The 18,410-nt window shown below is 66.2% G+C and carries 15 protein-coding genes and 1 pseudogene; 12 read left to right on the forward strand and 4 right to left on the reverse strand.

Going from position 1 to position 18,410, the window contains the following annotated elements; genetic code table 11:
* The first annotated feature begins 90 nt into the window (after nt 1-90).
* Nucleotides 91-903: a DUF4097 family beta strand repeat-containing protein gene (locus ACIGJO_RS13015; RefSeq protein WP_399956416.1), complete on the forward strand. Its 813-nt coding sequence runs from the start codon at nt 91-93 to the stop codon at nt 901-903.
* Nucleotides 904-1,334: 431 nt separating this feature from the next.
* Here ACIGJO_RS13015 and ACIGJO_RS13020 read toward each other — a convergent pair whose 3' ends face one another.
* A complete protein-coding gene (locus tag ACIGJO_RS13020; RefSeq protein ID WP_399956988.1) occupies nt 1,335-1,520 on the reverse strand; it encodes a hypothetical protein in 186 nt (61 codons plus the stop codon).
* Between ACIGJO_RS13020 and dacB the strand changes: the two genes are divergently transcribed.
* From dacB to ACIGJO_RS13035, 3 genes and pseudogenes are all read left to right on the forward strand, one after another.
* On the forward strand, nt 1,504-3,057 hold the full coding sequence (gene dacB / locus ACIGJO_RS13025; RefSeq protein ID WP_399956944.1) for a D-alanyl-D-alanine carboxypeptidase/D-alanyl-D-alanine-endopeptidase: 1,554 nt from the start codon (nt 1,504-1,506) through the stop codon (nt 3,055-3,057). The two genes, ACIGJO_RS13020 and dacB, sit on opposite strands and share 17 nt — an antisense overlap.
* A gap of 255 nt (nt 3,058-3,312) precedes the next feature.
* A complete protein-coding gene (locus ACIGJO_RS13030) occupies nt 3,313-3,756 on the forward strand; it encodes a DUF6228 family protein (RefSeq protein ID WP_399956419.1) in 444 nt (147 codons plus the stop codon).
* A 38-nt stretch (nt 3,757-3,794) separates the two neighbouring features.
* Nucleotides 3,795-4,210: pseudogene (locus ACIGJO_RS13035) on the forward strand (prenyltransferase); the annotation flags it as partial.
* 6 nt (nt 4,211-4,216) lie between these two features.
* Here ACIGJO_RS13035 and ACIGJO_RS13040 read toward each other — a convergent pair.
* Nucleotides 4,217-4,510: a hypothetical protein gene (locus ACIGJO_RS13040; protein ID WP_399956421.1), complete on the reverse strand. Its 294-nt coding sequence runs from the start codon at nt 4,508-4,510 to the stop codon at nt 4,217-4,219.
* A gap of 417 nt (nt 4,511-4,927) precedes the next feature.
* Here ACIGJO_RS13040 and ACIGJO_RS13045 point away from each other — a divergent pair, with 417 nt between their 5' ends.
* From ACIGJO_RS13045 to ACIGJO_RS13080, 8 genes are all read left to right on the forward strand, one after another.
* Nucleotides 4,928-5,110, forward strand: a complete 183-nt coding sequence (locus ACIGJO_RS13045) for a hypothetical protein (protein ID WP_399956424.1) — start codon at nt 4,928-4,930, stop codon at nt 5,108-5,110.
* Between the two features lie 27 nt (nt 5,111-5,137).
* On the forward strand, nt 5,138-5,332 hold the full coding sequence (locus tag ACIGJO_RS13050; protein ID WP_399956427.1) for a hypothetical protein: 195 nt from the start codon (nt 5,138-5,140) through the stop codon (nt 5,330-5,332).
* Between the two features lie 1,249 nt (nt 5,333-6,581).
* Nucleotides 6,582-8,138, forward strand: a complete 1,557-nt coding sequence (locus ACIGJO_RS13055; RefSeq protein WP_399956430.1) for a TIGR02677 family protein — start codon at nt 6,582-6,584, stop codon at nt 8,136-8,138.
* Entirely contained in the window at nt 8,135-9,373 is a 1,239-nt protein-coding gene (locus ACIGJO_RS13060; RefSeq protein ID WP_399956433.1) for a TIGR02678 family protein, read from the forward strand. Before ACIGJO_RS13055 ends, ACIGJO_RS13060 begins: the two co-directional genes overlap by 4 nt.
* Nucleotides 9,360-13,601, forward strand: a complete 4,242-nt coding sequence (locus ACIGJO_RS13065) for a TIGR02680 family protein (RefSeq protein WP_399956437.1) — start codon at nt 9,360-9,362, stop codon at nt 13,599-13,601. The genes ACIGJO_RS13060 and ACIGJO_RS13065 overlap by 14 nt, the downstream gene beginning before the upstream one ends.
* Nucleotides 13,585-14,886: a Wadjet anti-phage system protein JetD domain-containing protein gene (locus ACIGJO_RS13070; protein WP_399956440.1), complete on the forward strand. Its 1,302-nt coding sequence runs from the start codon at nt 13,585-13,587 to the stop codon at nt 14,884-14,886. Before ACIGJO_RS13065 ends, ACIGJO_RS13070 begins: the two co-directional genes overlap by 17 nt.
* 61 nt (nt 14,887-14,947) lie before the next feature.
* Entirely contained in the window at nt 14,948-15,094 is a 147-nt protein-coding gene (locus tag ACIGJO_RS13075) for a hypothetical protein (protein WP_399956443.1), read from the forward strand.
* 96 nt (nt 15,095-15,190) lie between these two features.
* Nucleotides 15,191-15,529: a winged helix-turn-helix domain-containing protein gene (locus ACIGJO_RS13080; RefSeq protein WP_399956446.1), complete on the forward strand. Its 339-nt coding sequence runs from the start codon at nt 15,191-15,193 to the stop codon at nt 15,527-15,529.
* Between the two features lie 303 nt (nt 15,530-15,832).
* On the opposite strand, the gene ACIGJO_RS13085 is transcribed toward ACIGJO_RS13080, so the two are convergent.
* A complete protein-coding gene (locus tag ACIGJO_RS13085) occupies nt 15,833-17,023 on the reverse strand; it encodes an acyl-CoA dehydrogenase family protein (RefSeq protein ID WP_399956449.1) in 1,191 nt (396 codons plus the stop codon).
* Nucleotides 17,024-17,151: 128 nt separating this feature from the next.
* Complete coding sequence (locus ACIGJO_RS13090) at nt 17,152-18,309, reverse strand: methyltransferase (protein ID WP_399956453.1); 1,158 nt, start codon at nt 18,307-18,309, stop codon at nt 17,152-17,154.
* Nucleotides 18,310-18,410 lie beyond the last annotated feature (101 nt).

An 18,410-nucleotide genomic window follows, 5' to 3' on the forward strand; every position in this document is an offset into this window, starting at 1 on the left:
CCCACCAGCCGGTATTCGGGTGCTCTTCCGACGTCACGGAACAGCTGCGCCATCGGCGCGACCGCACCTCTCGAACTGACCACCAACGCCATGAACCGCACGCATCACCCGCATGTCCCGAATCACGAAGGAATTAACCCCATGGGAATGAGGCCACACACCCTGCTCGCCCTCGGCGGGGTCGCTCTCCTCGCCGTCGCGGCGACGGGATGCACCACCGACGGCGACCCGGCCGGCACAACCGTGGAATCGAAATCGTTCGACTTCAGCGGCGACAGCCTGACCGTGAAGTCCAACTCCGCCGATCTCGAACTTGTAGCCGCCGACGTCGAGGATGTTCAGGTGGAACGCCGGATCAGCGGCACGAAGGTGGGCGGGGAAAAGGAACCGGGATGGCAGCTCGAAGGGAGCACTCTCACACTCTCGCTCGACTGCACAGGGATCTCCATCAACTGCAAGGCGAAGTACGACGTGAAGGTACCGCGCGACGTCGCGATCACCGCCGAGAACGACAAGGGCCTCATCAGAGCCACCGGCTTCACTGCCGACTTCTCGGCCAGAGCAGGCAGCAGCGACGTGCAGTTGTCGGACCTGAGCGGAGCCAATCTGGATCTGGAGGGCCGCGACGGAAACATCAAAGCCGACAGGATCTCCGCAAAATCGGTCACCGTCACCTCAAGAAACGGCGATAGCGATGTGAGCCTCGCCTCCGTACCCGACCTCGTCGACATGCGAAGCCAGGACGGCAGCATCAAGCTCGGCCTGCCGGAGGCGATGTACGCGGTCGACACGGCCACAAAAAAGGGCGACATCACCGTGGATGTCACGAAAGACGATATGAGCGATCACGTTGTGATGGTTCACACGCGTAACGGCGATATCGCCCTCGGTAAGGCATTTTAGCCCTGACGCCATGGACGGTCTTCACCAGAATCAGGCCGGACCGACTCCCGCATGGTTCCGGCGGGATGGGCAGCCATCAGCGCTCACCTGTGCGCGCCGGAGCCGGGCAATCCATGAAACGTGGGCAACCGTTGACCGGCGCCGGCCGCCGGTAGCTCCACGCACATCCCGCCCGCAGTGCGGCGCCGTTCCGCACGCATAGCACCCGTGGCTCGCGCGGAAGCGCGAACCGCGCCAGTCCATAGCGCCGCCCACTGGCTCAGTCGATCGATCACTGCTCCCCCCGGCCTCTGGAATCCCACAGCCTCCGCGACAGGCAGGGCGAGTTGACTCGCAGTTCCTGGACGCCGGAGGTTCCCCGAGGCCCTGGACGCCGGGGGGCTCCCCCACCATCCGCCGGCCTGCTACATGGATCGTCCGAGCGAATCCTTTCAGACGACCTGAAAGCGTTCGACCGATTCCCCATGCCGCGCAGAACGAAAATGAATCAGGAAAGAAATGATGTCCAGTAGATCCTCGCGTGTCTTCAGGCGCAGGGCCCGCCGGGTGCGGCCCCGCTCAACTCTGATAGTTGCTGCTTCGATGGCGGCCGCTGTCACGATGTCGGCATGCTCCAACAACTCCCTGGACCATTCGGCTCTTCCCTCGCAAGGCGCTGCGCGAGTCAGTGCCGATCTGCAGAAATTCATGAACACGGCACCGTGGTCGTCAGGCAAGTGGGGTGTGCAAGTAGCCGATCTGGAGACCGGAGAAATCGTCCAGTCGAAGGACACCGGATCTCAGTTCATGACCGGCTCGACGGCCAAGACCTTTGCGGTAGGTGCCGCGCTCGATGTCCTGGGCGAGGACCATCGCTTCCGCACTCCGGTAGTCCATTCAGGCACGGTATCGCCCGACGGGCGGCCGTCGGGCAACCTGATCATGGTCGGCAGCGGCGACCTGGCACTCGGCGGGCGGACCACTGCGTCAGGAACACTCGACGTACCTGACTTCGACCACTATGACGCCAATGCTGTACCTGGGATGGCGACCCCGACTCAAGGGGATCCGCTGGCAGGCATCAACGAACTGGCTCGGCAGGTCGCTGCGAGCGGTATCCGTCACATCGACGGTGACGTGGTGATTGACGATCGGCTCTGGGATCCGGTGTCGATCGGCGGGGTGCCGGTCACCCCGACCGTCATCAATGACAACCTGATTGACGTGCTCATCACGCCGGGCGCACCCGACCAGCCGGCGAAGGTCGACTGGCGCCCGAAGACGGCGGCCTTCGACGTCGACGCACAGGTGGCGACCACACCCGCCGGAAGCAAGCCGGCGGTGACGACCGAAAGTGTCACCCCTGGGCATGTCCGGGTGCGAGGTTCCGTACCCGCGGATGCGAAGGCCCCGTTCATGACGACGTACCAGGTCCCCGACCCGGCGGCCTTTGCCCGAACCGTCCTTGTCGAGGCACTGGCACGAAATGGCGTCGGCGTGGGTTCCCTCCGGACGGGAGCGAACCCCAGCAGCAAGCTCCCGCCGTCGAAGGATGTGAAGGCTATGCCTGTATCGGCAACCTATACATCGCCGCCCTTCAAGGAATACGCAAAGCTGATCAACAAGGTCAGTCACAACCTCGGGGCCAATCTTCTGCCACCGCTGATGGCAGTACAGCGTGGCCAACGGACCTACGCGGACGGGATGAAAATCGAGCGGGAATTCCTTGCTCGCGCCGGTATCGATCCGCAGTCACTCACTCTCGTGGACGCCCAGGGCCTCCCCGGCGACAAGGCGACGCCGACCGCGCAGATTTCCTTGCTGCGGCACCTTGCCCGGCAGGACAACTTTGATGTCTTCCACGACTCCATGCCGAGTATGGGGGTCGATGGTTCGCTTGCCGATGTCATCGACCGCACCGATCCTGCCGCAGGGCAAATCCGTGCGAAGTCCGGCACTTTGGTCAGCGCTGACAAGGGAAAACTGGCTCTCGGCACGAAGGCGCTCGCAGGATATATCGATGCGAAGGACGGCCGCCGCTATGCCTTCGCGATATACCTGAATAACGTCCCGGTGCCCAGTAATTCCGTGAGTGATGCCATCGACCTGGCACTCAGGGCCAACAGGCAACTGGGAGCGATGACTGCCAGCATCTACACGTCACCCAAGGCGTGAGGGACTCGGGGCTTACGGACCAGCTCGACCCACCACCGCGACCGGCCGGTTCCAGCCTTGGGGTACAGCGGCACAGGTACTGGCGGGCTCGCGTGTTCAGCTGTCGACAGTTGAACAATCCGACTCCGGAAGATCACCGCTGACGGCGACGCTCCTGGCGGAGGTCTGGGTGTGGAGCCCTCCGACGTCGACGGAACGTAGCGCCGCGTCGTCATGGCGATGACCGGGCCGTGTTGGCGTCCTTATCCTCAGTGGGTGAGTCTGATCGAGGTTGTTCCCGGGCAGATCGAGCTCGTCGTTCGGGGGGTGGAGTCGCAAGCACCCTCCGTCCGGTTGTTCGACTGGTCGCGGACGGATGAGTTCGAGGTCGTATTCGCCGTGGAGGCTGTCGATAACGGCCTGCGCGCACGGATCGGGGCGGTGACCGTGTCTGCCTGGGACGGTGCGGGATACCTGACCGAGTTTCTCGACGGTCTTGCGCGCGACTTCCGCGGTTGGGAGGGCGAGCGGACTTGGGTCAGCAACGAGCTGGTCGTGGGAGCGACGTTCGGTTCGGGCGGTCACGTGTGTCTGAGCTGGACCCTGCGAGCCGACGTCTTCTCCAGCGGCTGGGAGTGCACTGTGACAACCATGATTGACGCGGGCGAGGGGCTGACGGCCGTCGCTGCCGACGTGCGGGAGTTCTTCCGCCAGGGGTAGCTGTCCCAGTGGCTCCGAAGCCACCACTCATACGCACTCACTACCCGGTCCTCGGCGGCGCGCTCACCGGAGCCGCCGGCACTCGCCGTATCCAGGAGGGCTGGGTCCGCTTCATCGTCCCCGGTCCCGGGGTCCGCTGTGTGCTGCCCAGCCCCTGGGTGACGGGCGGCGAGAGCGGCGAACTCGCCCTGGCGCTCTGGGTGACGGGGGCCGACCGGGCGCTGGAGGACCTCCAGTCCATCCAGCACCTGCGCGCCGAGGGGCGGGATGCGCTGGACGGAGTACGTCTTCGAGGGCAGCCGGGCCTTCCGGAACGAGGAACTCACCACCTGGACCGTCGGATCGCTGCTGCTGGCGGTGGCCGCGCCCGGGTGGCGATGAGGCGACCACCGCGAGCAGCGTCGGCGAACGACTGCCGTCCGGGCTGGAACCGGACCGCTGCGGCTGGGTGTAAGGGCCGTCAGTAGCGGCGGATCCTGCCCGCCAGCGCGTGGCCCACGGCGAGATAGACGACGGCCGCGAGACCGTAACCGGAGACGACGCGTGCCCACGCGTCGTCGAAGGTGAACAGGTCGTACGACCAGCCGGCCAGCCACCGAGCGGCCTCCTGGACGAACTGCACCAGGTTGTTGGCCCGGTTGGCGTCGAGCAGGTACATCAGAATCCACAGGCCGATGACGACGGCCATGATGTCCGCCACCGCGGCGACGACCCGTGCGGCGGTGACGCTTCCCTTGCCTGTTCTGTGAGACATGGACTCCGGGTTGCCGCTCGGCGCCCCGGTGAAACCCACCACCGCGCCGTGTCCCGGCCACGCGTTCCAGGCGAGGGACAGAAAATCGTGCTGGCGGAGCTGGGTCCGATGACGGGCCCGATGCTCTTGGACCAGCTGCACCCGAACGACGACGGCTACACCTACATGGCGGACCGGTTCGTGAACGGTCATGAAGATGGTGAGCTGCGATGGGTGGCCGAACCGGCGGACCCGGGGACGGCGGCGACCCCAATTGTGCGTGAAGAATCCCGGTGGGGGCTGGTCCGAGCTGGGCCGCATCACGCAGGAACAGATCCCCGCCGACAGTGCCTCCGTCGGAGTGAAGGGCAGTGCCCGGCTGGCAGACTTCGACGGAAACGGCCGCCCGACTACGCGGTCCTCACCGACACGGGTGCCGTGTATCTGTGGACGAAGATCGCGGACGGCTGGGAGAACCGAGGCAAGGTCGCCGAGGGCAACGGGGTGGCCGGCCGAGGGGGGACCGTACGCCTGGCCGACCTCGACAAGGTCCACGACGCCGACTATCTGGCGGTCCACGAGAACGGCGCCGTCGAGGCGTTCCGCAACGAGGGGGTCTGAGAGAACAGCAACAGCGGGTGGCATTCGATGGGGCTCGTCGCCGAGGGCACTGGGCACGGCGGCGGCGCGGAAGTCCAGTTCGCCGGCATCGACGCGGACGGCGACGCCGACTATCTCCTCGTGCACGACGACCGATCGGCCGAGACATGGCTCATCGTCGACCCGACGAACGGCGCCGCACGCGCCTGGCTCAACAACGGCGGCAACCAGGCGGCCCCGTAACGGCGGTCTCCTCGTCCGTCCCGCACACAGGCGCCCACCATGTCCCGGATCCCGGCCCCTGTCTTGGGGTGCGGGCATGACACGGCCGTTGGTGAGAGTGGCCGTGCGTATGGCTCTGCCTCTTGTTCTCCTTCATGGAAGATCACCAGCGGCGGCGGGCGCCGTCGCGGCCACCTGCTCCGGATCCGCAAGCGGGGAGTCGGCGACGGCGCTGACGTGTCCTTGGGAGCAGCCGGACGCTGGAGACACCTGGTGTGTCTCGTGCGTGTCCGCGCAGAGCTGGCGCCCGCCGGCGTTTCCCTCTTCAGGGAGCGCACCCATGTGGACAAAGCAGTGTGGACCGGCCTTCGGTTCAGGATCCCTCCGGGGCAGTGCCGCAGCAGCAACCGGAGGTCGAACCCGCCGGACTTGATGCAGTCGGCCACGTACGGCGCCAGCGACAGCACGTCGTGCGTGATGGCAACCGAATGGTTGGCCAGCTCGCCGTTCGCACAAAAGCCTCGTCATGCGCGCTGTGACCACAGCCCATTCGTGTTACCTGCGGAAGTCTCTGACCTGCACTTCTGCCAACTAGTTCTTGGAGCGCGCTCCTCGTTTTCAGACCCTTGTCGACAGGTTGAAATCCTTGCAGAATCACAGACCCAGCACATGCGTCACCAACTCCATGACGGTTCAGGCAGCTTCTCTGGGGTTCTTTGGTCGTTGGCACGCTCACCCCCGGGTGGACCTCGCACGGCTGGAACCCCGCATCGGGGAGGACAACGTCATCCCGGACGACATCGACTCCTGCAACTCAACCCACCTCAGCGGCACGGGCACGGGGAGCTGGGCTGAATGCCCCTTCACCGGCACAGGTGCGGACGTCTACGGCTGGCGCGGTCCGAAAGGCGGCGCCCTGCGGGCCCTGGTTGACGGAACGTTCCACGGCGATGCGGCAGGGCCACGAAAGCGGCACATGAGCTGCCACGCGCTGCGGGCTCTCCCCTTGCGTTGGGAGCGCCGTCGGCTTTCGGATGACGACTGCGGGCCGCCCTGGATGCCGTGCATCACCGAGCAATGTGTGCCAATCCGTGCGACGAGAGATCACGAGCATGGCGCGGTATCCCCCGTCGGGCTGTGGGCCGGGTGATGCGGCTGATGCCCTACCGGTCCGGCAGCTGTATCTCGAAAACCACATCAGCCCCACCATCGAGACGGTATGAGTAGTACCAGTGATGATGATGCTCAATCTCTATCTAAATCAGGACTTATGACGTCTCTGCACGGCTTCGGCCACCGCATGCCGCTGGTCAACTACCTGACGCGCGAGAACGCTGTGTTCTTCCGACTGGTGTTGGACGTCCTCTTGGAAGAGGAGTCTCGGCTCGGCATCCACCTCCCGACGGCCGAGATTGGCCAGAAGGTAGCCAAGCGGCTGAAATCTGCCCATGAGCTGCTCGAGCAGATGCCCCCGGTTGATGAACTCCTGGATACGTTGCACGGCTGGGGCAATGTGGACCGGATCTACAACCTCCGACGCAGCGGCACCGTACAGGAGTTCATCCGCAAGGACTTCTTGTACCAGCTGACCCCTACGGGCGCCCAGGTCCACAGGACGCTGACGTTGATCGACCAGGAACTGGGCGCTGCGGGTGCACTGCAGGCCTCAATGCTTCCGGAGGTCCAGGAGGCGCTGATCGTACTGGTGCACGCGGTCGAAGCCGCACCGGCGGATCTTGCAGGTGCGGGCCGCGCCTTCCAGCGCCTGGCCAATGGCTTCACGCAGTTGACCGAGAACGCGAAGCTCTTCGTACAGGGACTCAATCGGTCTCTCGCGGTCGACGACGCAACGGATGTGGAGGCGTTTCTCGCTTACAAAGACGTCGTCGTCGATTACCTGCAAACCTTCATCCTCGCACTGAGCCGCAGCGGACCGCTCATCTCCGGAATAATCGAACGGGCTGAGAAGGCCGGTATCACCGCGCGGCTTGGAGATATCGCCGCGATAGAGCCGGCGCCACAGCTAGGGACCACCAAAGAAGAGATCATTGCTCGGGACACCGAACGTCTGGTGCGGCAGTGGGCTGGGGTACGCAGCTGGTTCTTCGACGGCCACGACCGCCTGCCGGTGGCGCAGGCTCTGCAGGACAGGGCGTCCGACGCAGTCAACCAAATTCTGCTGACGATCCGGCAGATCAACGAGCAGCGTTTCCGCAGGGTGGACCGAGCGGCCGACCTGGTGACACTGGCCACGTGGTTCGACGCGATGGATGATGCCCCCGAGCCGAAGGTGTCCGCACTGTGGCGCACCGCGTTCGGCATGTACTCCGCCCGTCACCTGGGTACACCGCGTGCAGTGGACGACGATGCGGACTTTCTGCCGCAGGCCAGTTGGTGGGACGGGCCCCCTGCTCCGGTCTCGGCCACCCTCCGGGCCTCCGGCCCCAGGACAAGGGTCGGCCCACCACCTCGGGTACGCAGCCCGCGCCGTGCCAAGAGCCTTCTCGCTGCCGAACTGGGCAAGCACCGACACGAGGAGACCTCGGCCGAGCAGGCGTTGGCCGCGCGGGGGAGTGTCCGGCTCTCCGAACTGGGGCAGCTGAGCGATGCGGAGTCGTCGGTGCTGCTGCGCTGCCTGGACTGCGTGTTATCCGTCTCCCGGGACAGCGCGGGCGTGCGCCGGGCCCGTACCACTGATGGACGTCTTGCGATCACCCTGGCCCCCGCGTCCGCCGGACCGGCTGCCGCGGTCGCCATGCGCGGCGGGCAGATGAGGATCGCCGATATGGAGCTGACCGTCCGCATCATCACAGGGAAGTTCGCGTGACGGGGCGAAGCGGCGAGGCCGCTGCCGAACGCAACCTCATCGTCCGGGCGCTGCTGGTTCAGCCACTGCTGCACCGTCGAGGCCGTCACACCCGCACCCTCGACCTGGCCCGGAAGCATCAGGCCGATCTGCGGACCTGGTTCGAGCACCACCTGGGCTGGCACCTGCACGTGGAGCGCGACCGACTTCGTCTGTTCAAGACGCCCGAGCCGAGCGAGCTGCAGCACGACGGCACACCCACGGCCCGCCAAGCCGCCCTGTATTGCCTCCTTCTAGCGGTCCTGGAGGACTGTGGGCCGCAGACCGTCATCAGCGAAATGGCGGAGAAAATCACCGCGTTGACTAGTACTCACAGTGCGCTGCGCCGCTTCGACGCCACAGTGCACCAAGAGAGGTTCGATCTGGTCGCCATGGTGCGTCTGCTGTGCCGGTACGGAGTCCTCGCACCCCAGGGCGAGGCCGGAACGACCCGCGACCAGGAGAAGGAGTACATCGCCGGTCACGGCAACGCGCTCTACAACGTCGACTACCGTACGGCGGCGATCATGCTGGCCAGCCGGGTGGCCCCCGTACATGCGGCTGGGCCGGACGACTGGCTCAACGCCTGCGCACGCGAGCGAGGAAGACCGCCTGAGGAATTGGTGCGGCATGCTGTGATGCGACGTCTGGTGGATGAACCGGTCACCTATGTGGACGATCTTTCCGGGGACCAGCGCGACTACTTCCAGACGCACCTCGACGAGTTGATCACCACCGTACGGCTGGGGCTCGACGCGCGGGTGGAGGTGCGCGCTGAGGGCGCGGCCATCATCGACGGGGAGCTGTCCGATCTGAGATTCCCGAAATCGAGCGCTCCCTCCTTCGCTGCGCTGGTCCTCGCCGACAGCCTGTGCCACGAGGCGATGCGCACGTCCCCGCATCAGACGTTCGTTTCGCGTTCTCGACTTCTCGAACTCGCCGACCAGGTGGCCAGCGACCTGGTCAACCTCATCCCCAAGATCAAAAGGCAGCCGCTCGACGCGCACCGCGTCCAGGACGCCGCCGTGCCCATCCTGGTACGCCTTGGGCTCCTAGACCGTGTCTCCGGCGGGGTGCGCGTCCGCCCCGCACTGGCCCGCTACCGAGCCCCGGTAGGCCAGGGCATGCGCCGTGGGGCAGACGACTTCATGCTCTTCGGCCCGCACGACCTTCCTCCGACCGCCACTAACAGTGAAGACCGTGATGACATCTTCTGAGCCCTCGGCTGTCGACCCGGCCCTGCAGCAACTCCTCGACGGCGAGTTGCCGGTTCCCGACCTGCGGCGGTTTCAGCCGTTGCGCATGGGGCTGGTCGGCATCTGGGAGTACGAGGAGCAGGTGTTCTTCTTCTACGGGGGAAAGCTGATCCTGCGTGGCCTCAACGGCAGCGGCAAGACTAAGGCGCTAGAAGTCACCAGCCCACTGCTGCTCGACGGCATCCTCAACGCCCGCCGTCTCGACCCGTTCGGCAACGCGGCCCGCTCCATGCGCGACAACATCCTCTACGGCGGGGTTCCCCAGCGGATCAGCTACGTATGGACCGAGTACGGCCGCGTCACGGAGTCCGGCGACCACGAGTTCCTGACCGTGGGCATCGGCATGCATGCCCTGGCGTCCGACACGACGGGGCTGCGCGCCAAGTGGTTCTTTACCACGAACCAGCGGGTGGATGACGACTTCGTCCTATACCTGGACGACCGCAGGCCCCGCAACCGTGCCGAACTGGAAGCGGTGCTGGGCAAGGATGACGTTCACGAGCGGGCCAAGCACTACCGGGAGGCCATCGCCAAGCAGCTCTTCGGGTTTTCCCCGACCCGCCTCAACTCACTCGTCGACCTCTTACTGACCCTGCGCCGGCCCAAGCTGAGTGAGGATCTGACGGTGGGCAAGCTGAGTGCACTGCTCAGTGAAGGACTCCCCCCGGTCAGCAGCATGCTTCTTGAAGACCTGGCCAGCAAGTTCGACGAACTCGCCCGCGAGCGGGAGGAACTTCAGGACCTCATTCACAGCAAGGGGCACATCGACACTTTCCTCTCCTCTTACGCCTGTCTGGCCCGCCGGGTCGTCCGCAGCGACGCCGAGATCCTCGTTACCGCCGAAGGCGAGCGAAGCGCAGCACGGCAGGCCCAGCGCAAGAAAGAAGAAGAGCTCGCTGCGGAACAAGAGCGGCTACGCCGCTGCGACGATGACAAGAACAAGCTTCAACAGCAGTGCAAGACACTGCAGACAAGGATCTCGGAACTCCGAGCTAAACCAGAGATGGAGCAGCACGGGTTGATCACCGAGCTCCAAAGACAGGTGATCGACGCCGGAGAGCTCTTACGCAAGGCTCAAGCCCGCCATCAGGAGGCGGCCGAAGGCCGTGACAAGGCGGTTTCCGAACTGGAGGAGGAACGTGAGGCGCTGGATGCCGCGCACCAAGGGCTCGTCAGCGCGGAGAGGAAAGCAGAGCTCAGCGTGGGCGGCACCGCGCTGGAGGCCGAGCACCACAGTCAGCGTGACACGTTCCGCGACGACCCCGAATCCGTCCGGAAGACCCTGATGGCCCAGGTGAACGGGCGACTCCAGGTACTGGCGCAGGCGGCCCTGCTGGCCAAGGGGATCGAAAAGGCCAACGGGAAGCACCAGACGGCGACCGACTTGTGCGTCAAGCTCATCGAGCGGCGTTCCGCGGCCAAAGAGACCTGCGACGGTCACGAGACGGCCGTCGCCCAACGCGTGCGCGAACTCCGGGCCTACCTCATCGAGTGGGCTGAGAGTTGCCGACAACTCCAGCTCACCGAACACCAACTGGGTGACCTCGTGTCCGCCGTCCCGACACTCAGTGAAGATGCTGGGCTGAGCCTGGCTGAACTGATCGCAGCCCAAGCTCAGCCGATCGAGCGTAGTCTGACTGAGGCCCTCGCCGACCTCAGGGCCGACCGAAAGGACCTGTACAAGCAGCGGAAGAAGATCGCCGACGAGCGCACCCGCGTCGCCGCACAGGTTGATCCCGAACCACCTGCCCCGCTCACGCCACGTCGAGACCGTACGGCGACCGCCCCGGACGGCGCTCCACTGTGGAACCTCCTTGAATTCGCCCCGGCAGTGACCGACAAGGAAGCCGCCCACCTGGAGGCCGCGCTCCTCGGCGCCGGACTGCTGGACGCCTGGGTCACTCCTGGCGGCAAGGCACTCTCCGCCGACACCCTGGAGACGATGCTGGTCGCCTCCGAGCCGGAGCGCACCCCGGCCCGATCCCTGTCCGCCGTATTGCGCCCCGTCGATCACCCGCTGGTTCCAGAGTCTGTGACGGGCCAAATCCTGGCCTCGATCGCCCTGGACGGCCAGGACGGACCGCATTCCTCCACGACAAGCGTCGGCACGGACGGTACCTGGCGCATCGGCCTGCTACGCGGTCGTACGACGGGCACAAAGGCCGCCCACATCGGCACCGCCGCACGTGCTGCGGAGCGTCAGCGCCGCCTTGAAAGCCTCGATCTCCAACTGCAGGAGTTCGACGGCAACATCGCGGACCTCGACACGCAGGTCGCCGTCACCCGGAATCGTCTGGACGACCTGATGTCCGAACGCAACGAACCGCGCCACAAGGACCGTGACGTACGAAAGGCTCGTCAGGCGCTGGCGGCAGCACGAGCGCTGCTGGAGCAGCTCGACCAGGAGGCACGGCAAGCGCAAGCCCAGCAGCAAGTTCTCCAGGACGAACTGCATAAGGCCAAGCGGGTCCTGGAGGACTACGCACGCCCCCGCGGCATTCGGCCCGAGGCCGTCGCCATCACCGGAGAACAGGAGGCGCTGAAGCGCTACGCGACCGGCGTCGCCGAGTTGTTCCACGCTGCGCGAGAGCACCTCAGTCGCAGCGGTGCGATCAAGCAGTGCGACACACGCCTCGCGGGCGCCAAGCGGCAATTCGACGCCCGTACAGAGGAGCTGAGGGACGCTGGGAGCAACCTGGCGGAGAAGAAAGAGAAACTCGAGGTACGCAGGCGCCTTGCCGGCGCCGCCGTGGACAAGGTGCTGGCCGCCCTTGATGGGGCGACCAACGGCCTGACAGCCGCAGAGGCCTCTCTGGACGCCAACGATCGCCAGTCCAAGGAGGTCTCGGGCAAGGTAGGCGCACTGGGCGAAGCAGTGAACGGGGCCAAGGAGCAGTGTGTGGCCAAGGATGTCCAATACCACACCGCACTGGAGGACTACCGGCGATTGGCACGGCGCGGATATCTGGACCTGGCCGGCGCGAACGCCATTGATTTCGGGGATGAGTCCGCGATCACGACCCAGGCTCGCGTCACTGTGGAACAGCTGGCCGACGAACCGTCCAGCGAACAGGCGCGGAACCAAGCGCGGAACGATGCTGATGCCCAGTTCAGACTGCTGCAGGCCGAACTTGCCGGGCCCGACTGGCGCCCGCGCGCCGAATACGACGGCCCACTGTTTGTGGTGACCCTCGTGCACAATGCGGAAAGTCGCACCGTTCCGCAGACGCGGGACATCATGGCCAACGAGATCGACACCCGGCGTGGCCTGCTCGGTGACGATGAGCACGAACTGTTCACTGAGGTGCTCCTCGGACGACTCGGCGACCACCTGCGACGGCGTCGCGCCGAAGCCGCGAACCTCATCGAGCGCATGAACACACTGCTCCAGCGGGTCCCCACGTCATCTGGCCACCTCATGAAGCTCGTCTGGGAAGCCGACCCCGGCCAGGACGAAGATGTCCGCGAAGCTTTGGAATCCCTGGACGGGCAGTCCACCGCGTACCTCTCGGACACGGCCCGCGAACGGCTCATCCGTTTTCTCGTCGCGCAAGTGGAGGCCGCACGGGCGAACGAAGGCTCTGCGGACTGGCGGGCCCATCTACGCGAAGCCCTCGACTACCGGTCCTGGAGCCGCATCCGCATCCGCCACAAGGCCGGCCCCGATCAGAAGTGGACCAACCTGACCGACCAGAAGCAACAGCGCGGGTCCGGCGGCGAGCAGGCGGTTGCACTCCAGCTTCCCCTCTTCGTCGCCGCAGCGGCCCACTACGAAGGCGCGTCGCCTACCGCGCCCCGCCCCATCTACCTCGATGAGGCATTCGCTGGCGTCGACACCGAGATGCGCGGCCGCTGCATGGGACTTCTCAGCCAACTCGACCTGGACGTCGTCATGGCCAGCCACGATGAATGGGGCTTCCACAAGGAGGTCCTCAAAGTGGCCACCTACCAGCTCTTCCGCCACCCCGGCCTGCCAGGCGTCCTCACCACACCGATCCTGTGGGACGGCGCTCAACGGCACGACCTGCCTGACCCGGCGCTGCGCCAGGACGCGACATTCGACATGGGCATTGACTGGGACGACGTCGAGGACGTCCTCGACGAGGAATTCGACGAGGACGAAGACCTCAGTGACGCGGGCGCGACCATGGATGACGAGGAAGACAGCGACGATGACCCGGAGAATTGAACTGCCTGAGGTGCTGGCCCAATGGGCTCTCACCCCGGGTGGCGCCGCGTTCTGCGCGGCTGCCCGCCGTCGCATCGCCAACGGCGGTGGTGTGGACCGCAAAATGGAACTGCCGATGACGGCACAGCAACGAGCTGACCTCCTCAGCATGTTCGGCGGCAAATCCCTCAGTGGCTCATACATCCACCTCGATCGAGCAGACGAGGCTTTGAGGACCGGTGCCTTCGCACTGTCGCTGCGCCAGATGCTGATTGGAACGGGCGGTCCCCTCGTAACCAACCGAGGCCGCGCCCGCTACCGCCGCATCCTCAAGAAGGCCGACATCGAGCGTGCCCGGACCACACTGTCCCGGTGCATCACCGGCGTACCTGAGCTCGCAGCCGAGCTCGCGCTGCTCATGAGCCTGGCCGACCCCGCGTCCTGGATGGCCCCTGAAGCTTCCGCCACGGGAACCCGCAAATGGCCCACCTACGCTGCGGCACTCGCTGCTGCTGCCGAATGGTTCCGGGGGCGTGCTCGACGCTGGAAGTTCGCCGAACGCGAGCTTGCCGTCCGAGCCCTGGGCGGCAGCAAGAAGTGGACACAACCCACCAGGAACGCCTTCAGTAACGTCATCGGCTTGCCCTTCGACCAAGCTGTCTACACCTCCGACACCGGAATCCGGATGCTCGGCCCTGCCAACTGGCGCCTCGACAGCCTGGTGGCCGATGCGTCGGTCGCCAGGCCTTTCGTTGATATCCCTGGCAAAGCCGCTGCTACCCAGGGACAATTTGAGGTATCCGCCGACGGCGTATTGCTGATTGAGAACCAGGAGACGTTCCAAGCGCTCAACCGCACCAGAGTCCCAGAGCGATGGCTTTGTATTTGGATGGAGGGCTACGCCTCAGAGGCCCTCGCACTCTTCCTTTCGCAGCTCCCGGAAATCCCTCTCGCTGCGTGGGGAGATCTCGACCCACCAGGTATCGACATCATCATCAACTTGAGCGCCAAGAGCGGCCGTTCCATCACTCCCGTCGGCATGAGCCCTGAACTGTATGAGTCGGGCTACTTGCTGGAGGAGGAATCCGACGCGCTCGATGGATGGCGTGCGCGAGCGGAGAAGCAGGCCGTCAGCGCACCGACGGCGTTCCGTGCCCTGGCTCGCGCCATCGCCGACAACAACGGTTGCCGTTGCGAACAGGAAGGACTGCATGAGCTGGTGCTGCCTCAGCTGCATCAGCAGTTGGAGCAGATCCGCACGTCCTTCAGCTACTCGACAGACCTCTGTGGTGCTGGTGGTTACTGAGGTTGAACTCGTGGAGTTGTAGGGGCTGACGGCTGGTCGTCGGCTGCGGTATCACCGAGGCATGCGGTATCCACAACAGGGCGGGCCGACCGCCAAACGGCAGCGGTTTCGCAAAGAGCTACGACTTGAGGCGGCCGAGCGGTTCGCCCGGGGCGAGGCGAGCTCGGTGATCGCCAAGGACCTGCGAGTCAGCGTCCGCTCGGTGTAGCAATGGTGGCGGATGTAGGGCGAGGGCGGTCCGCGGGCTCTGCGGTCACAGGGGCCGGCGTCGCTGCCGAGGCCGAGCCGGAAGCGGTTCACCCAGATGGAGGCGGAGCTCGCCAAAGCGTCGGCCTCACACGGCTGGGAAGATCAACGCTGGACCCTGAGCCGCGTGAAGACGGTGATCGGCCGACGCTTCCACCTGACATACACCATCCAGGGCGTGCGCAAGTTGCGTCGGCTCGTCGACGAAGGCCTGGAAGACACGGTTGCCCCGTCGCCCACGCCCGGCCAGGGCTCGCCATCGTTTCCAAAGGGCTCATCGGCGATTCATGGTCGAGGCCGCGCACATAGGCCCCGGCCGCCGAAAACACAACCGGGCGCTCGTCCCGACCGTTGCGCATCGAGGCGCTCCTCCCGCTATCAGCCCAAGTGGCGTTGAAGGAGCAGCACCCACCTTCCGATTCCGGGCTCGGGATCGAATCGAGCATCGCCAGGGAACGGCACAGGTCCCGCGGATCAGCCGTGGCGGAAAGCCGGGTTACGTCATAGACCGCCACATGCTCATCCAACCCGATGCCATCGACAACCAGGCCACCGCCAGGGTCATCGCGAGCCAACCAGTTCCAACATGCCTGGCCAGGTTCCAGCTACCGTGTCCCGGCTCACCTGCCCAAGACCGCCACCCGGTCATGGTGACAACCAGCCTCTGGATGTGACAACTATCTTTTGCAGTCACACGCGTTCACCGCCGTACCCGCGGCATCCCGAGGCCGATCCACGAGATGATCTCCCGCTGGATCTCGTTGTTGCCCCCGCCGAAGGTGAAGATGACGGCGGACCGGTAGCCGCGTTCGAGTTCGCCGTGGAGGACAGCGCCCTCCGAGCCTTCCTTGAGCGGCCCCGCCGAACCGACGACCTCCATCAGCCAGGCGTACGCGTCTCGGCGCGCCTCGGAGCCGTACACCTTGACGGCCGAGGCGTCCTGCGGGGTGAGGGTGCCGTCCTGGAGGGCGGAGACCATCTGCCAGTTGAGGAGCTTCATCGCGTCGAGCCGGGTGTGGGTGCGGGCCAGCAGGGCCCTGACCCAGCCGAGGTCGACGACCCGGCGGCCGTCGGCCAGCCTGGTGCCGAAGGCCCAGCGCTGGACGTTGCGCAGGGCGCGGACGGCCATGGTGCCGTGGGCGGCGAGGGTGACGCGTTCATGGTTGAGCTGGTTGGTGATGAGCCGCCAGCCCTTGTTCTCGTCGCCGACGCGGCGGGAGACGGGGACCTCGATGTTCTCGTAGTAGCTGGCGCTGGTGTCGTGCGAGGCGAGCGTGTTGATCAGGGTGCAGGAGTAGCCGGGGTCGCTCGTGGGGACCAGCAGCATGGTGATGCCCTTGTGCGGCGGGGCGTCGGGGTCGGTGCGCACCGCGAGCCAGACCCAGTCGGCGGTGTCGCCGTTGGTGGTCCAGATCTTCTGTCCGTTGACGATGTAGCGGCCGGTTTCCTCGTCGCCCTCGCGGACGGCCCGGGTCCGGAGCGCGGCGAGGTCGGTGCCCGCGTCGGGTTCGCTGTAGCCGATCGCGAAGTCGATCTCCCCCGAGAGCACCTTCGGCAGGAAGTACGCCTTCTGTTCGTCGGTGCCGAACTGCATGATCGTCGGTCCGACGGTGTTGAGGGCCATCAGCGGCAGCGGTACGCCAGCCTGGGCGGCCTCGTCGAAGAAGATGAACTGTTCCATCGGGGAGAGCCCGCGTCCGCCGTACTCCTCGGGCCAGCCGACGCCGAGCCAGCCGTCGGTGCCGAGCCGGCGGACGGTCTCGCGGTAGAAGCGTTTCTGGGCGGCGGGTTCCGCGTAGCGCGCGTAGGCGTTGTCGGGAACCAGGCCGGCGAAGTACGTGCGCAGTTCGGCGCGCAACTGCTGCTGCTCGGACGTGTATTCGAGGTGCACGGCCCCTCCAGAGTCTCGCGTTCGCGTCGCCCGTGTGCGGCGGCGCACACAGTAGAACGTGTTGCAAGAATCTGGAAGGGCGGCGGATGGCCGGGCACCGGGGAACCGGAAGGCTCCGCGGGCCGCCGTCAGCGCTTGACGGCGCGCAGGACGACGAACTTCGGGTCACCGGCCACGGTGGAGCAGTTGCCGAAGATACGGCGCAGCTGGGTGTGGTGGCCGAGGTGGCGGTTGCCGACGACCCAGAGCTCGCCGCCCTGCCGCAGCGCGGTGCGGGCGTCGTGGAACATGTTCCGGGCGGTCGCGTCGGTGGTGGCCAGATGGGAGTGGAAGGGCGGGTTGTTGAGCACCAGGTCCACACTGCCCGGGGCGAGGTCCGCGAGGCCGTCGCCGACGATGAAGTCGGCCTTGGCTCCGGCCGGGGCGTTGGCCCGGAAGGTGGCCTCGGCCGAGGCCACCGCCTGATAGGACTCGTCGATGAAGGTGACGGTCGCCTCGGGGTTGCCGAGCGCGGCGGACAGACCGAGCACCCCGTTGCCGCAGCCCAGGTCCACGACGTGCTCGGGGCCGGTCCGTGCGGGCAGATGACCGAGGAAGAAGCGGGTGCCGATGTCGAGGCGTTCGGCGCAGAAGATCCCCGCGTGGTTGGTCACGGTCCGGCCGGAGACGGTGCCGACGCCGGCGGGCAGGTCGTAGCGGTACGGCCAGGGGCTGGGCGTCGGGGCCCGGTCCGGGTCGGGGGTGCAGAGGATCAGGCGCGCCTTCTTCACCGCGAGCGAGGTACGGGTCGGCCCGAGGATCCGCTCGAAGAGCTTGAGTGTGGAGGTGTGGATCTCCTTGACCATGCCGGTGCCGACGACCACGGTGCCCGCGTGGACGGCGGGCGCCAGCCGGTGCAGCTGGTCCTCCAGGAACGCGAGGCTCTTGGGCACCCGCACCAGCAGGACGTCGATCCGGTCCGGCGGGGTGTCGCGGGCGGACAGCAGCCGCACCCCGTCCACGTCGGCGCCGTTACGGGCGAGGTTCGCCAGGGTGGCGCGCCGGGCGAGGTACGAGTCGGTGATCTGTACGGGGCGCTCACCGGCGAGCGCGGTGGTCAGGGCGCCCCAGCGGTCGCCCACGACGACGACCGTGCCGGAGAGGTCCGCGGGAGCCCCGGTGCCGGGGTCCGCCAGGTGCCGCAGCAGATACTCATCGGCGGCGTCCCACGCGCGGAACGGGTCGCGCGGGTGCTCGGGGAAGCGGGCGAGGTCGAGTACGCCCTGTGACGTCGTCAAACGGTTCATTGTGCACTCAGGCTAGCCGAGCGCCGGGGAAACATCCGGGGGCGCCCCACACACACCCGGATGCCCGGCGGCCCCCGTACCGGCCCGTCCCCGGCCCCGGC

It is taken from the genome of Streptomyces sp. NPDC079020, from assembly GCF_044542225.1.
Classification (GTDB): domain Bacteria; phylum Actinomycetota; class Actinomycetes; order Streptomycetales; family Streptomycetaceae; genus Streptomyces.

Excerpts from the sequence above, each read along its gene's own strand:
- ACIGJO_RS13015 (WP_399956416.1), top strand. The coding sequence starts at position 91 with ATGAACCGCACGCATCACCCGCATGTCCCGAATCACGAAGGAATTAAC.
- dacB (WP_399956944.1), top strand. The coding sequence starts at position 1,504 with ATGTCGGCATGCTCCAACAACTCCCTGGACCATTCGGCTCTTCCCTCG.
- ACIGJO_RS13070 (WP_399956440.1), top strand. The coding sequence starts at position 13,585 with ATGACCCGGAGAATTGAACTGCCTGAGGTGCTGGCCCAATGGGCTCTC.
- ACIGJO_RS13055 (WP_399956430.1), top strand. The coding sequence starts at position 6,582 with ATGACGTCTCTGCACGGCTTCGGCCACCGCATGCCGCTGGTCAACTAC.
- ACIGJO_RS13080 (WP_399956446.1), top strand. The coding sequence starts at position 15,191 with ATGGAGGCGGAGCTCGCCAAAGCGTCGGCCTCACACGGCTGGGAAGAT.
- ACIGJO_RS13090 (WP_399956453.1), bottom strand. The coding sequence starts at position 18,309 with ATGAACCGTTTGACGACGTCACAGGGCGTACTCGACCTCGCCCGCTTC.
- ACIGJO_RS13040 (WP_399956421.1), bottom strand. The coding sequence starts at position 4,510 with ATGTCTCACAGAACAGGCAAGGGAAGCGTCACCGCCGCACGGGTCGTC.
- ACIGJO_RS13050 (WP_399956427.1), top strand. The coding sequence starts at position 5,138 with ATGGGGCTCGTCGCCGAGGGCACTGGGCACGGCGGCGGCGCGGAAGTC.
- ACIGJO_RS13075 (WP_399956443.1), top strand. The coding sequence starts at position 14,948 with ATGCGGTATCCACAACAGGGCGGGCCGACCGCCAAACGGCAGCGGTTT.
- ACIGJO_RS13065 (WP_399956437.1), top strand. The coding sequence starts at position 9,360 with ATGACATCTTCTGAGCCCTCGGCTGTCGACCCGGCCCTGCAGCAACTC.